This window comes from Hymenobacter latericoloratus (genome assembly GCF_014199535.1).
Lineage (GTDB): Bacteria > Bacteroidota > Bacteroidia > Cytophagales > Hymenobacteraceae > Hymenobacter > Hymenobacter latericoloratus.
Genome location: NZ_JACHNV010000001.1, coordinates 1,045,868 through 1,061,243, shown reverse-complemented (window position 1 = coordinate 1,061,243; position 15,376 = coordinate 1,045,868). Strand labels below are relative to the sequence as shown.

The 15,376-nt window shown below is 56.8% G+C and carries 9 protein-coding genes; 3 read left to right on the top strand and 6 right to left on the bottom strand.

What is annotated here, in order from left to right:
• The first annotated feature begins 126 nt into the window (after window positions 1-126).
• Both GGU46_RS04665 and GGU46_RS04660 read left to right on the top strand, forming a co-directional pair.
• A complete protein-coding gene (locus tag GGU46_RS04665; RefSeq protein WP_317171856.1) occupies window positions 127-3,201 on the top strand; it encodes a SusC/RagA family TonB-linked outer membrane protein in 3,075 nt (1,024 codons plus the stop codon).
• A 22-nt stretch (window positions 3,202-3,223) separates the two neighbouring features.
• Window positions 3,224-4,591, top strand: coding sequence for a RagB/SusD family nutrient uptake outer membrane protein (locus tag GGU46_RS04660; protein ID WP_183402364.1), 1,368 nt, complete (start codon window positions 3,224-3,226; stop codon window positions 4,589-4,591).
• Window positions 4,592-4,643: 52 nt separating this feature from the next.
• Here the strand turns inward: GGU46_RS04660 and GGU46_RS04655 are convergent, their stop codons facing one another.
• The 4 genes from GGU46_RS04655 to lon all read right to left on the bottom strand — a co-directional run bounded on the left by GGU46_RS04655 (window position 4,644) and on the right by lon (window position 10,686).
• Window positions 4,644-5,372, bottom strand: coding sequence for an SDR family NAD(P)-dependent oxidoreductase (locus GGU46_RS04655; protein ID WP_183402363.1), 729 nt, complete (start codon window positions 5,370-5,372; stop codon window positions 4,644-4,646).
• Window positions 5,373-5,491: 119 nt separating this feature from the next.
• Window positions 5,492-6,904, bottom strand: coding sequence for an ATP-dependent protease ATPase subunit HslU (gene hslU / locus GGU46_RS04650; RefSeq protein ID WP_183402362.1), 1,413 nt, complete (start codon window positions 6,902-6,904; stop codon window positions 5,492-5,494).
• A gap of 142 nt (window positions 6,905-7,046) precedes the next feature.
• Window positions 7,047-8,108 carry a type IX secretion system protein PorQ gene (porQ, locus tag GGU46_RS04645; RefSeq protein ID WP_246398620.1) on the bottom strand — a complete coding sequence of 354 codons (1,062 nt, stop codon included), beginning with the start codon at window positions 8,106-8,108 and terminating at the stop codon, window positions 7,047-7,049.
• A 121-nt stretch (window positions 8,109-8,229) separates the two neighbouring features.
• Complete coding sequence (gene lon, locus GGU46_RS04640; protein ID WP_183402361.1) at window positions 8,230-10,686, bottom strand: endopeptidase La; 2,457 nt, start codon at window positions 10,684-10,686, stop codon at window positions 8,230-8,232.
• A 314-nt stretch (window positions 10,687-11,000) separates the two neighbouring features.
• On the opposite strand from lon, the gene GGU46_RS04635 reads away from it, so the two are divergent.
• The gene (locus GGU46_RS04635) at window positions 11,001-13,016 is read left to right on the top strand and encodes an OmpA family protein (RefSeq protein ID WP_246398623.1); all 2,016 of its coding nucleotides are present in this window, start codon (window positions 11,001-11,003) and stop codon (window positions 13,014-13,016) included.
• 164 nt (window positions 13,017-13,180) lie between these two features.
• On the opposite strand, the gene GGU46_RS04630 is transcribed toward GGU46_RS04635, so the two are convergent.
• Both GGU46_RS04630 and GGU46_RS04625 read right to left on the bottom strand, forming a co-directional pair.
• Window positions 13,181-13,696: a DUF6702 family protein gene (locus GGU46_RS04630; protein ID WP_183402360.1), complete on the bottom strand. Its 516-nt coding sequence runs from the start codon at window positions 13,694-13,696 to the stop codon at window positions 13,181-13,183.
• Between the two features lie 114 nt (window positions 13,697-13,810).
• Window positions 13,811-15,226 (bottom strand): site-2 protease family protein, encoded by a 1,416-nt coding sequence (locus GGU46_RS04625; RefSeq protein ID WP_246398626.1) that lies wholly within the window; start codon window positions 15,224-15,226, stop codon window positions 13,811-13,813.
• Window positions 15,227-15,376: the final 150 nt, after the last annotated feature.

Sequence of the window (15,376 nt, the reverse complement as noted above, 5' to 3'; positions counted from 1 at the left end):
AATATGGTCGAGCTGCACATGTTTTTTACTCATCAAATAGATTGATAATTTTTATCTCCTTATTTTGGCAATAATTCAATCGAATAGCTCTCAAAGCGAAACATCTTCAACACACCTAGTGCATACATGAAAAAACTACTATTAGCTGCTCTGCCTGCACTTGCTTTAATGGCAACGCAGTCACTTGCACAGACCCGTACTGTTTCTGGACGGGTAACGGACCGTACGACTGGTGAAGGTTTGCCCGGCGTAACCGTGCTGGTAAAGGGTACTACCACGGGCGTATCGACCAACTCAGACGGTACTTTTACACTTACCGCTCCCACCACTGCCACTACCCTTACTTTCAGTTCTGTAGGTTTCCTCACCCTTGAGCAACCTATTCGGGACGGCAGTATAACCGTTGGTCTGGCTCCGGACAGCAAGCAGCTCAGCGAAGTAGTGGTAACGGGCTACGGGCAACAATCCAAAGCGCTGGTCACGGGTGCTATTGCCTCCATTGATGCCAAGCAGTTCGAGGATCAGCCTGTTGCAGGTATTGACCAAGTACTGCAGGGCCGGGCAGCAGGCGTACAGGTATCGGCTAGCTCGGGTACTCCGGGTGGCGGTATTGCTGTTCGTATTCGGGGTAACAACTCTATTTCCGCCAGCAGCGACCCGCTGTATGTAATTGACGGGGTGCCGATCAATACCGGCAGCTACTCCAACATTGCCGTGGGTAACCAGCAGCTGAACGCACTGTCTGACATTAACCCGAATGACATTGCTTCCATTCAGGTGCTGAAGGATGCCGCCGCCGCCGCTATTTATGGCTCGCGGGCCGCTAACGGGGTAGTACTGGTAACCACTAAGCGGGGCCAGACGGGCAAAACCAAAATCAGCCTGGATGTGTACCAGGGGGTGCAGCAGCGCATCAAGCAGCTGGACGTTCTGAATGGGCAGGAAGCACAGGACTTGATTAATGAAGCACGCACAAACGTTGGCCTTGCACCTCGTTATGTAGCTGCCAACCCAACTTCTACGCAAGCCCTGTTCACCGGCGCCAGCACCAACTGGCAGGATGAAGTGTTCCGCACCGCCAAGATTGGCAACTATACCCTGACGGCTTCTGGGGGCGATGCCCGCACCCGCTTCCTGATTTCGGGTACTTACTTCGATCAGGAAGGTATTGTGAAGGGTTCAGACTTCCAGCGGGGTAGCGTACGCATCAACGTTGATAATAAAATATCAGACCGCGCGCGTATTGGCCTCAACCTGACCGGCTCCCGCTCGCTGAATAACCGCATTCAGAACGACAACAACATTTACGGGGTACTTAGCTCCGCCATTCTGCTGGGCACTCAAACGCCCATTTATAACGCAGATGGCACTTTTGCCCGCGACCCGTATTCATCGGTTGAAAACCCGCTGGCCGCTGCTTCTTTGCCCTTGCAGCAAGCCCGCAATAACCGTGTGATTGGTAACGTCTTCGCGGAGCTTGACATTCTTAAGGACCTGCGCTTCCGGACTTCGCTTGGCGCTGATTACCTGAACCTGAAGGAAGACCGGTTTGTCCCCAGCACCCTCTTGCAGGGCGCCGGCAGCAACGGCCTGGGTAACGCGAACAGCCGTTACGACATCAGCTGGCTAACCGAAAACACCCTGACGTACAACAAGTCTTTCGGGGATCATAACCTGACGATGCTGCTGGGCCAGAGCGCGCAGAAATCGGTGCAGGAAGGCATTACTACCACGGTTAGCGGCTTTGCCACAAACAAAATCACCCGCCTAGCGGCCGGTTCCGTTCGGACGGAAGCTTCGTCGGATGGCACGCTCTGGACCCTACTCTCCTACTTTGCCCGCGCGAACTACGATTACAAGGGCCGATACATTCTGGCTGCTTCCGTGCGCCGCGACGGTTCCTCGCGCTTCGGGGTTGACAACAAGTGGGGCTACTTCCCCGCCGTTTCAGGTAGCTGGCGCATTTCGGAGGAATCTTTCTTCCCCAAAACGGCTATCAGTGAGTTGAAGCTGCGGGCTGGTTACGGCCAGACGGGTAACTTCGAGATTGGCAACTTTGCTTCCCGCAACCTCTACGGGGTAGGCGCGGGCAACCTGGCCAACTACAACCAGATTTCCGGCTTGGTGCCCACGCAAATTGGCGTGAATGACCTGAGCTGGGAGAAGCAGCACGAAATCAACGTAGGCATTGACCTGGGCTTTGTTAACAACCGTATCTTGCTTTCGGCCAACGCCTTCCGTCGGGAGTCAAATGACCTGCTGTTGAACCGTCCGCTGCCCCTGACTTCTGGCTTCCTTTCGGTAACCCAGAACGTAGGCGCGCTGGAAAACAAGGGCCTTGAATTTGAGCTCACGACCCAGAATTTCACCAAAGACAACTTCACCTGGACGACCAACGCCAACATCTCCTTCATCCGTAACGAGGTAACCAAGTTGGTAAATAACGCCCCCTTCCTCTCGGGCTTTGCCAACCAGGTGCGGGTAGGGCACTCTTTGGGCTCTTTCTACGGTTACGTAGTGGACCGGATTTACCAGACACAAGGCGAAATTACCGCAGACACGGAGGCCGCCCGGGCTAGGACTGGCCGCGCTACCGCTGTGTACCAGCAGGGCTCCGCTCCGGGTGATATCCGCTTCAAGGATCTAAACAATGATGGTGTAATCACCGGCGACGACCAGAAGATCATTGGTACAGCTCAGCCGAAGTTTTTTGGCGGTCTTAACAACCAATTCTCCTTCAAAGGATTCGACTTAGGTTTCTTCTTCCAATTCCAGTACGGCAACGAAATCTATAACAACACGCGGGCCTTTGCGGAGGGTATGAATGCTCAGTTTGGCCAGTTGGCTTCTACCCGGGAGCGTTGGACGGCTGCTAACCCCAGCACCACCTTCCCTCGGGCGGCCTGGGGTGACCCGAACAATAACCGTCGTACTTCCGACCGCTTCCTGGAAGATGGTTCGTACGCCCGCCTAAAAACGCTGACCCTGGGCTACAACCTTCCGGCCGGTGCTACCCGCGTGCTGCACCTGCAAAACGCCCGCGTGTATGTTTCAGGGCAAAACCTACTCACCTTCACCAACTACTCCGGTCTTGATCCGGAAATCAACACCTTCAGCGGTAGCAATACCTCTTTGGGTACTGACTTCCTGACTTTCCCCCAAGCCCGTACTGTGCAGGTTGGTGTAAACCTGGGTATCTAACCTTTCTTGAGACTTCGTTACTATGAACTTTCGTTCCAAGCTTTTCACACTCGCTACCCTGGGATTGCTGACTTTTGGCGCCAGCAGTTGCTCTGATTTCCTGGACCCTACCCCCCAGACCTCTGTTGACCGGGATGACGTATTCACCGATGCTGCCGGTGCCCGCGGTGCCATTATAGGCGTGTACGGCGCCATGACTAGTGCCGACTATTTGGGGCTGTACTACCCCCTGTTGGCTGATTTGGCCGCCGACAACCTGGCACACACCGGCACCTTCCCGCAGTTGGCGGAGGTAAAAACTCGAAATATCATTTCGAATAACACTACCCTCACCAACGTTTACTACGCAATTTACCGGACCATCAACCGGGCCAATAACGTAATTGCCAACGCTCCAAACGTGACCGGCTTGGCCGACGCGGAGAAGAACAGCATCATCGCCGAAGCACTGTTCATCCGGGCTTACTGTCACTTCGACGTGACCCGTTTCTGGGGAGATGCCGCTCTTATTCTGACGCCAACCTCAACGCCTGATAACTCGCTCTTTGTAGCACGCAGCACCAAGGAACAGATATATACGCAGGTATTGGCTGACCTGAATCAGGCCCTGCCCAACCTGCCCGATACGGGCACCGGCCGGGCAACTAAATCAGCGGCCCAGGCTCTGATTGCCCGAGTGCAGCTGTATGCCGGCAAATGGAAGGAAGCCGAAACGGCGGCTGATCAGATTATTAACAGCAACCGTTTCCAGCTTACGCCCAGCTACGCTACCAACTTCACGTCGGAGAACACCACCGAATCGATTCTGGAGCTGCAGTTTGACGCTAACACGCAAAGCCAGTTTGCCTTCTTCAACCTGCCTACTACCAACGGTGGCCGCAATGAGGTGAACCCGAATGGCCCCGCCAGTACCCTCCTGACGGCTTACGAAACGGGTGATACCCGCCGCAACGCTACCGTTTCCGATGGTACCCCTGTTATCGCCAACCGTGCGGTAGTTGCTGGCACCGGCATCAAGTACCGAGACCCTGGTACCGGCACCGACAACTACAAAATATTCCGCTTGGCCGAGGTCCTGCTGACGGGAGCTGAGGCCAAAGCCCAACTGCAGGACCTGACTGGCTCGCTAACCCTGCTAAACCGGGTGCGCACCCGGGCTGGCTTGCCCGCACTCCTGGCAACGGGCCTGACGCAGTCCTCGCTGTTGAACGCCATCTATCAGGAGCGTCGGATAGAGCTAGCGCTGGAAGGGCACCGGTGGTTTGACCTTATCCGCACCAACCGGGCCCAGACCGTACTGGGCATCACAGACCCAACTCGTTTGTTGTTCCCCATCCCGTTCCGCGAGATTCAGAACAACCCGAACATGAAGCAGAACCCCGGCTACTAGGTCGCTTCTGCCCCACCCTAAAAAAGCCCCGGCCTTACTGGCCGGGGCTTTTTTATAGCGCATCTATGCGGAGCACTACCTTCTCGTTGGCTGGCGCGGGCTGTTGCAGCCATCCTACAATTTTTTCTGCTACCTCCCGCGGTTGGGCCAATCTTCCTTCCTGATGAAAGCCTGCAAACCGAGCGGCTTCGCTGAAGCTGTGCTCATCAGCAGTGCGAATGTGCTCCTGCATGGCTGTGTCGAGAATGCCGGGGGAAAGACTGCGGACCCGGATGCCGCTGCCGCGCAGGTCCTGCTCCTTCTGAGCGGTGCAGGACAGCGCATCGAGGGCAGCTTTGGAAGCTGAATAGGCGCCCCAACCGTCAACGGCCCGCTGGGCGGCACCGCTGCTGATGTTAAGGATGGTACGCGGTACTGACAACCCGCCGTAAGCGCTAAGAAAGGTGTTCATGAACATAGCAGGGGCCACAACATTCACATCAAACACAAACTCAAAGTGCTCGTTCTGGTGCTCACCCAGGTAGCCAATTTCACCAAGTACGGCGGCGTTGTTGATCAGGGTGATGCTTTCAGCATCGGGCCACTGCGGAAATACTTTGTGCAGATTGTTCTGCACGGCTAGCATATCAGAAAGGTCCAGGGGCTGGTGAGCGTACCGCTCGTGCTCAATGGTGGCGTGGCGCGAAACGCCGACAACCTTTGTATCGGGGAGGCGCAGCACAGCTTCCGCCAAGGCTTTGCCTAGCCCGCGACTGGCTCCGGTGATGATGTAATAATGCATAAGGCTGGGTGAGGGAGGTGAGAGGCTGGTAAAAAGTACGGTCTAAACCGAAAAAGAGGCTACCGTAGTAGCCTCTTTTCTTTGTTTGAAGCAGCTGAATGTCTTTTCCTTTCCCCTCCTCACAGAATATACTGGCTCAGGTCGCGGTTACGAACCATGTCGCGCAGGCGCTCTTCCACCATTTCGCGGTTAACTAAAATCCGCGCATTCGGGCCGATTTTGTCGGGTACATCGAACAGGATGTCATTGAGCAGACGGCTCATAACGGTGTGCAGGCGCCGGGCTCCGATGTTTTCCACCTCGCTGTTCACCTCAAACGCAATTTCAGCCAAGCGCTCTAGGGCTGAGTCTTCAAACGACAGGGCTACCCCCTCGGCCTGCAGCAAGGCCTCGTACTGTTTGGTGAGGGCATTTTTCGGGTCTTTCAGGATACGGAAGAAGTCATCTTTGCTCAGGCTCTGTAGCTCCACCCGAATGGGGAAACGGCCCTGCAGCTCCGGAATCAGGTCAGAAGGCTTGGCTACGTGAAAGGCGCCGGCCGCAATAAACAGAATGTGGTCGGTGTGGATGATGCCGTACTTGGTGCTCACGGCGGAGCCTTCCACAATGGGCAGCAGGTCGCGCTGCACGCCCTCCCGGCTTACATCGGGGCCACCGCCACCCTTGCCGCTGCGGCTGGCTACTTTGTCGATTTCGTCGATGAAGATGATACCCGCGTTTTCGGCGTGGCGGATGGCTTCATCCTTCACCTCGTCCATGTCGATGAGCTTGGCGGCTTCCTCATCGAGCAGAATCTTGCGAGCCTCAGCTACGGTTACCTTGCGCTTGCGGGTCTTCTTGGGTAGCATGGAACCGAGCATGTCCTGGATGCCGGCCATGCTGGCCTCGTCCATACCGGCCGGGCCGCCGATTACACCAATGCCTGGGCTGCTGTTCTGCTGCACCCGGATTTCAATTTTGCGCTCGTCCATTTCCCCATTCCGAATCTTTTCCCGAAACCGCTCCCGCGTGCGCTCGTTCAGTTCGTGGTCGGAATCAGGCACTTCATTGGCAGCGGTAGTTGGGAAGCCCAGAGCGGGTTTAGGAGTAGCAACCGAGGTAGTAACCGGCGGAATCAGAATGTCGAGAATGGCATCTTCCACGGCCTGGGCCGCCTGCACCTTTACTTCTTCCTTGCGGCGCTGCTTCACCATGTTCACTGACTGCTCCACCAAGTCGCGCACCATGCTTTCTACGTCGCGGCCTACGTAGCCTACTTCCGTGAACTTAGAGGCTTCCACTTTAGTGAACGGAGCACCCGAAATGCTGGCCAGACGACGAGCAATTTCGGTTTTGCCGACGCCAGTGGAGCCAATCATCAGGATGTTGTTGGGCACGATTTCGCGCTGCATAGCAGCTGGGGCGTGCAAGCGGCGCCACCGGTTGCGCAGGGCAATGGCCACGTGGCGCTTGGCTTCGTGCTGGCCAATGATGTATTTATCGAGTTCGGCCACAATCTGGGCCGGGGTGAGAAACTCAGCGGAGTCGAGCATAAGAATCAGGGTAAACAAGCCGAATAACGAAGCGGTGTGACTTCTAAAATTTGGCGGAAGGAAGAACAGGTAGTTGTAGCAAGAGCAGAGGCCAGAAGCCTGCCAGGTTAGCTACGAGCCAGGGGGTAGGAAAAGCGAGTAGTTACTGTGATTTTTTGAACAGAGAATCGAGGTTGCGGGCAATGGTGAAGTAGTTGGCCCCGCCAGAAGCATGGTAACCGGCGTGGGTATAATCAAGCTGAAACTGGCTGACGCGCAGCATCACCCCGAAAGAGAAGCCTGCGCCGCCCGACGTATTTTCCAAGCGCAGCTCCCGGCGCTGCAGGTGGTTATACCCTACGCGCAGGTTCAGGTTCTTGCTGAGCAGCAGCTCCCCGCCTACCACAAAGTGCCGGGCAATCTTGTCGCCCAAGCTCTTCTTAGGCTTGATTTCCTCGCCGTTCTCGTCCAGCTGCCCGCGCTGGTTGGGGTCGAGGTACACAATGTCGAGGCGCTGCAGGTGGTGAGCCGTGAAGGAAAAACGCAGCGGCAGGTGCTCAGGCTTGAACGAGGTGCCCAGCTCTACATCCAGCGGCATGGGCTCCCGGTCAGCGCCATCGTAAGGCTTTAGCTGAATACCGGCATTACGCACCACCAGGCCTACGGTGAAGTCCTGCTCCGGGTGCTTGAACAGCCCGCCTACATCGGCTAAAGCCGCAAACGAGTGGTTGCCGGCAATACCCGATCCGGCCAGCTTGAGGGTGCCGCCTATGGTAAAGGCCCCGCTGGTATAGGAGTTAGCAATGCTCAGGGCGTACTCGTTCACTGAAAACTGACCTAGTGAGTTTCCCGCCGCGTCGAACTGCTCGAAGTTGCCGTAGCTCAGGTAGGTAAGCCCTACGCCAAACCGACCTGCCTTCTCAGTATTGAACACGTACACGGCCGTGCTTTGCTTGATATCGGCCAAATAATCGACGTAGCCCAGGGCCAACCGCCCATCCATATCGGCGTTCAGCAGGGCCGGGTTGCCGTAGATCATGGTGCCATCGGCGTCGCGGGAGGAAACGTTCACGCCGCCCAGCCCGGCCAGCTTGGCACTGGTAGGCAGATTGAGGAAGGAAAATGCCTGCTGCCCGCCAATCTGGGCCATAGCCGGAGTAAGGCCGCCAAGGCCCAGCGCCAGGAAAGGAAGCAAAAAAAGGCTGTGGCGTAGGGGTCGAATCATCGGGGGAAAGATAAAGCAGGTTGCCCGATAAGACGCCTACTTCCGCCGCTTTATTGCGTGCCCGGCCGCAGAATTCCCTACCCCCCTGGCGGCACCGAGGGGGTAGGGAATTCTGGCAGCTCTAGCTAACCTCCACGCTTGGAGAAGCAGGCACTGGCGCCTCGTCGCGCACCACCAGTTTCATAGGGTGAGCTACTTTTTCTTCCAGCAGCGCTACCCGCAGCACATCATCTACTCGGTCAGCGTAGTGGATGGTCAGGTCATTGAGGTAATCGGTCGGAATTTCGTCGATGTCCTTCTTATTCTTGGGGCACAGAATAATGTCGCGGACGCCGGCCCGCTTAGCCGCCAGAATCTTCTCCTTAATGCCGCCCACCGGCAACACCTTCCCGCGGAGCGTGATTTCGCCCGTCATGGCCAAATGGCTCCGAATTTTGCGCTGGGTAAACACCGAGGCAATGCTGGTGAAAATGGCAATGCCTGCGCTGGGCCCATCCTTGGGCACGGCGCCTTCGGGGAAGTGAATGTGCAAATCGTACTGATCGAAGAGGCGGTAATCAATGTCCAGCTCCTCGGCCCGACTGCGTAGGTAGCTCAGGGCCGTCACGGCCGATTCCTTCATCACGTCGCCGAGCTGGCCCGACAGCGTGAGCTTGCCCCTCCCCCGGCTCAGCAGGCTCTCGATAAAGAGAATGTCGCCGCCCACGCTGGTCCAGGCCAGGCCCGTAACTACCCCAGCAGTTTCGTTGTCCTGGTACTGGTCCCGGTCGAAGATGGCGGCCCCCAGGATGCGGTGGATGTCCTTGGGCTCCAGGGTCGAGGGGAAGGCTTCATTCATGGCTTTGCTCTTGGCCACGTTGCGCACTACCGCGCCCAGCTTGCGCTCCAGGCTGCGCACCCCACTCTCGCGGGTGTAGTCATCAATCACGCGCTGCAGGGCTGAGGTGCTGATGCCGGCATCCTTCGGGCCGAGGCCGTGCTCCTGCAGCAGCTTGGGCCAGAGGTGCTTTTTGGCAATTTGGGTTTTCTCCTCCAGGGTGTAGCCCGTCAGGTCAATAATTTCCATCCGGTCGCGCAGGGCGGGCTGAATGGTTTCCAGGGAGTTAGCCGTGGCAATGAACAGCACCCGCGACAAGTCGTATTCTACTTCCAGGTAGTTGTCGGTGAAGGTGGAGTTCTGCTCGGGGTCCAGCACTTCCAGCAGTGCCGACGAGGGGTCGCCGCGGAAGTCGGAAGCCAGCTTATCAATTTCGTCGAGCACGATAACCGGGTTGGAGGCGCCGGCCTTCTTGATCTGGGAGATGATGCGGCCGGGCATGGCGCCCACGTAGGTTTTGCGGTGCCCCCGAATTTCAGCCTCGTCGCGCACGCCGCCCAGACTCATGCGCACGTACTGCCGGCCCAGCGCCTTGGCAATAGAGCGGCCCAGGGAAGTTTTTCCTACCCCCGGAGGGCCGTACAAGCACAGAATAGGGGCTTTCAGGTCCTGCTTCAGCTTGAGCACGGCTAGGTACTCGATGATGCGCGCCTTCACCTTTTCCATGCCGTAGTGGTCCTGGTCGAGGATTTTCTGGGTGCGCTTCAGGTTGAAGTTGTCCTTGGTGTATTCGCCCCAGGGCAGGTCCAGCAGAAACTCCACGTAGTTTACGCTTACCGGGTACTCGGCGGCCTGGGGGTTGATGCGGGTGAGCTTATCCAGCTCCTTGGTAAAGTGCTTGGCTACGGCCTCGGGCCACTTTTTGTCTTTGGCACGCTGGCGCAGCTTTTCCACTTCCTGGTCGGGGCCGTCAAAACCCAGCTCATCCTGCAGCACTTTAATCTGCTGGCGCAGGAAATAGTCGCGCTGCTGCTGGTCGATGTCGGTGTGAACCTTGGTGTGGATTTCGCGCTTGATTTCCAGCAGCTGAATTTCCTTCAGCATGAGCTCCAGCAGCTGGGTTCCGCGCTCCACGCCGTCGTTGATTTCCAGCAGCTGCTGCTTGATTCCTACCTCCACGTTGATGTTGGAAGAAAGGAAATGGGTCAGAAACGAAGGCGACTCAATATTATCCAGCGCCACCTGGGCTTCCTGCGGAATCTCGGGGTTCAGCTTCAGCATTTTGGCCGCCGCTTCCTTCAACGACGACACCAGAGCTTTTACTTCCTTGGACTGCTTGTTGGGAAAAGCCTCGGGCGAGTAGCTTACCCGCGCCGTGAGGTAGGGCGTGCTTTGCACCTCGGCCTCAATACGGAAGCGCGACTGGCCCTGAATGATGATGGTGGTATTGCCATCAGGCAGCACCAGCAGCTTCAGGATCTTGGCCATGGTGCCTACCTGATACAAGTCCTGCAGGGTAGGGTCGTCGCTCTGCCCGTTTTTCTGGGCCACTACCCCCACAATCTTGTTGCCGCGGTAGGCCTTGCGCACCAGCCGAATGCTCTTCTTGCGGGTAACCGTGACGGGCAGCACTACCCCCGGAAACAGCACCGTGTTGCGCACGGGCAGCAGCGGCAGCACCTCCGGCGATTCGTCGGCGCTGAGCGTCTGATCGGGGTCGGCGGCCACAATGGACACCATTTCTTCAGCATCTTCAGCCATCAGCAACAAGGAGGAAAGCGGTGACTTGGGTGAATTATATCGACTCATGCAGGGAGAGACAGAAAAGCAACGCTGCGTGTCAGAATGACAGGAGCGCGGGATAAGCTTAGGCTTAAACGTAGGGAGTTACCCGAAGGTATGGATTTGGTCAAGCGCCGTGCCACCAACCGGGCCGGCCACATCGGCAGAGCTCATCCATGGCAGACCCAAAAATAAGGCTTGGCCCTGAAGAGGCAGAGGATGTAGAGCTGCATCCAAAAATTCCTATTTTTGATGCTTGCCGGCTCCCACCGCTTCTGTGCTCTATCATTGCTATGCTTCGCTTTTTCCGTTTCGTGCTTTCTGGACCGTTGCTGCTGCTGGCACTGGTATTACCTGTTGTGGTGGAGGCTCAGCAAAAAAGCAGCTTACCCAACGCGCAACGGAAGCTGAGCGCCAAAGTTATCCGGAGCGCCCGGGCCCGCACCGACGCTACCCCCGATTTCCCGAACATCAACCGCCTGGCGTACTTCGAGGATAAAAAAGCGCTCCGGGAAATTCAGCGGGCCGAAAAGCGCAAAAACTGGAACGCCGCCCGCAACCTGCTGGACGTGTACGTGAGCCGGTTTGGCATCGAGAACTTCTACAAGGATACCGGCCTGCTCTGGCGCCTGGGCCAGCTCTGGGAAAAGGCCGGCAACGAAGACCGGGCCAAGGCCTACTACCGCCTGGCCCTCAAGCACCGCCGCCAGGACCTGAAAAAGGTGCAGCTCTACTACGACTCGCTGGAGCAGAAAACGGCCGACCTGTACGTGCCGCTCAAAACGTACTACGACATTGTAGAGTACCGGAAAAACATTGCCGCTTTCCGGCCGCCCAAAGGCGTGTACACCAGCATGGGCGACGCCATCAACTCCAAAGTGGAGGACTACGGCCCTACCCTCAACGCCGACGCCGACCAGCTTATCTTCTCCTCGAAGCGCAAGATGCGCGGCATTCACGGGGTAGTCGATGAGGACCTGTACACTTCCCGGCGCGAAAACGGCGTCTGGACGGAGGCCGAGCCCTTGCCCAAACCCATCAACTCGCCCTACAACGAGGGTTCGGCCTGCATCAGCAAGGATGGTAAAACGCTGTTTTTCGCTCGCTGCGAGTGTCCTACCTGCCACGGCAACTGCGACCTGTACGTTTCGACCTTCAGGGAGGGGCAATGGACGGCGCCTAAAACGCTCGGCAGCAACGTCAACTCCACGGCCTGGGACTCGCAGCCTACCCTCTCCCCCGGCGAAGACACGCTGTACTTCGCTTCTGACCGTCTGGGCGGCTTTGGCCTTTCGGACATCTGGTACACGGTAAAGCAGAAGAACGGGCAGTGGGGCAAGGCCCAGAACATGGGGCCCGTGGTAAACACCCGCGAAAGTGAGGTAAGCCCCTTCTACCACCCGCTCTACCATGTGCTCTACTTCAGCTCCCGCGGGCAGCTGCTCAACTTCGGCGACTTCGATATTTATAAGACGTACCGGGTGCGGGGCCGCTGGCAGGAGCCTATCAACATTGGGCCGCTGGTGAACGGCAGAGGCTCAGAATATTACTTCACGATTGACTCTGAATCGAAGAGCCTGTATTACGCCCGCTCCGAGGAAAAGGAAATGAAGAACCTCGACCTCTTCTCGTTTCCGCTACCCATGGAGGCCCAGCCCCTGGCCACTACTCACATAGCGGGCTCCCTGATTGACTCGGTGAGCCGCCGGCCGCTGAACGGTATCGTCAGCATTATTGATACAGATAACGGCATTGAGGTAGCCAGCAAGTACCTGCGCGACGACGGCTCCTTCGACTTTGACCTGATTGAGGGCTCGCACTACGTGATGCTGATTCAGAGCCCCGACTTTTTCAGCGTGGAAAAGAAGTTTGCCCTGCAGGGCGACACGGTGATGAAGCTGATGACCAACTCCATCGACTACAAGCTCCCGCTGATTTTCAAGAACATCGAGTTTGACCAGGACAAGGCCAACATCCGGGCCAGCATGCACCCCATTCTGGACCGCATTGCCGTGTTCCTGGTGGACCACCCCACGTTCCGGCTCAGCATTTCGGGCCACACCGACAGCAAAGGCGACCCGGACTTTAACATGACCCTCTCGCAGGACCGGGCCGAAGCCATCCGCCGCTACATCGAGCAAAAGGGGAAACTCAAGCCCAACCGCATTGAGAGCATGGGCTACGGCAGCACCCAACCCCTCAAGGCCGAGGCGACGGAGGAAGACGCCCGCACTAACCGCCGCGTAGAGTTCCGCCTGATTAAGCCGGAAAGCGAGCAGAAAGATGCCGGCGGCAGCGGCGGTTGGTAACGTCATGGCGAGCAGCGCGAAGCCATCCTTCCTCTGTGCGTGACCAGCCGAATAACGTGACAAGCCCTTACTTCCAGCACGGAGGTAAGGGCTTGTCACGTTTCAGGGGGTAGCACGTTGGTCAGGAAGGATGGCGTCGTCCTGCGTCCTCGCCCTGACACTGTTTACCACTTCAGCTGCTGCTGGGTTTCGCCGTCGCGGAAGAGCAGGCTTTGCTTCTGGCCCTTGGCTTCCAGGTTGACGATGTTCATCTGGTCGGGGAACAGGTCGAGCAGCAGCTGGTGGCGCAGGCTTACGCTGGTAGCCGCGGCGGGCATCGGCGCCGTGAAATACACCCAATAGGAGTCCTTCTCTTTCTGCAGGCCCACCAGCGTGAGCGGCAGCGCCTGCCCCGGCCGGGCGCTGAACTGCACCGAGCGGCGCAATAGCTCCATCAGGAGCGGATCCAGCTGGGCCCGCGCGAGTTGATCGGTGCGCACGGGGGTAGGCTTCCCGACGGACAGGCTCTGCTCCAGGTCGTCGATGAAGATTTTCAGGGCCATTTCCAGCCGCTGCTTGCCGGGGTTGAAGCGCACTTCCAGGATGCTGGCGTGGTAGGCGTGCGCCCAGGCCACTACATGGGCCGCCAGCAGCAAGGCCGCTACCAGCCCGATGCGCCGGAACGATGAAAAAGAAAACATGGGCAAAAGAAGTGAAATACCACGGCACGGTTGCAGGTGCCAGGTCTATCATAAAAGCCGTGCCACCTCAGCAGGTAGCACGGCTTTACGGGAAGCAGGTACAGGACCTACTTCTTAGCCAATAGCGTTGATAATTTGCTTAATTACCAAAACGTAAGCCATCAGGCTCAGAATAAGCAGCATGCCTACCTTCTGAGCATTCTCTAGGAATTTATCAGAAGGCTTGCGACCAGCAATCATCTCGTACAACAGAAAGACGACGTGGCCACCGTCGAGGGCCGGAATCGGGAGCAGGTTCATAAAGGCCAGCACCATAGAGAGCATTCCCGTCAGGGTCCAGAAACGGAACCAGTCCCATTGCCCGCCATACTGCTGCGCTATTTCTACCGGGCCGCCTAACGATTTGCTGAGCGACGCTTCGCCGCTAAATATTTTTTTGAAGCCTGCAATCTGGGTAGTGACGACCCCAAAAGCTTGCTTGGTACCTACGCCTATAGACTCCACAAAACCATAGCGATGTACCCCATCTTTGATAAGCAGCTTAGGAGCAAACCCGATTCGGCCGTCCTCATCAACCATTACCGGCAGGGTAAGCTGCTTACCGGCGCGTTCCACCAGTAACGGAGTAGCGTTAGATGTAAGCCTTTTAGGTTTGACACCCCGAATCCAGTTCAGAAAGCGTTGCAGCAGCGACGGATGCTCTACCTTGTTGGCATTCGCCTTCAGGGCCTTTTGCAAATCAGAGAAGAAAGGAACAGCCTGATTTCCTACTTTCAGAATCTTATCGTTGGCCTGCAAACCGGCTTTAGCCGCCGGAGTGTTTATGACAACTTGCTCGATTTTGAATGCAATCAGAGGCGTGACGAATCTCTCTTTCGCATCAGCCAAATCGTCCATAAAATTGTTCGGCACCGGAATATCTACTATCTGACCGTTACGATCCACTGTATAGTAGGCATTGGTCCCGAGCAAGGCATCTACGCTGTAGATATCCTCGAAATCAGTGAACGGTTGCCCGTTAATCTTAACGATTTTGTCGCCGCGCTGAAACCCGATTTTCTTACCCAGTTCACTAACGTCAACTCCATAGCGCACTTCCGACAAGGGCAGATAACTTTCGCCGTACTTGAAGGTGATAAGCGAGAAGATGACGATGCCGGTAATGACGTTCATGATAATGCCGCCCAGCATCACAATCAGGCGCTGCCAGGCCGGCTTGGCCCGAAACTCGTTGGGCTGGGGCTCGGCCGCGAGGCTGTCGGCGTCCTGGGTTTCGTCGATCATGCCGTGGATGGCCACGTAGCCGCCCAATGGGAACCAGCCCAGGCCGTACTCCGTTTCGCCCACTTTCTTCTTGAACAGGGCAAAGTTCATCACCCCAGGCAGGGGAAACAGGAAGTCGAAGAAGATGTAAAACTTATCGACCCGGATTTTAAAGTATTTGGCCGCTGCAAAGTGTCCGAACTCGTGCAAGCCAACCAGAATGGAAAGGCCCAGCAGCATCTGCCCGGCCATGATAAGTTCTTCCAAAAGATGAAGTAATTAGGTGATGAGGTGATAGGAGGTGATGAAGTGATGGGGTAATTGGTGATGGGGTGACAAGTGACAGGTAAAAGGTGACAGAACTTGTTCCCTGTCACTATGTACCTCCTCACCTCTTCACTTCATCCCCTCATTCCT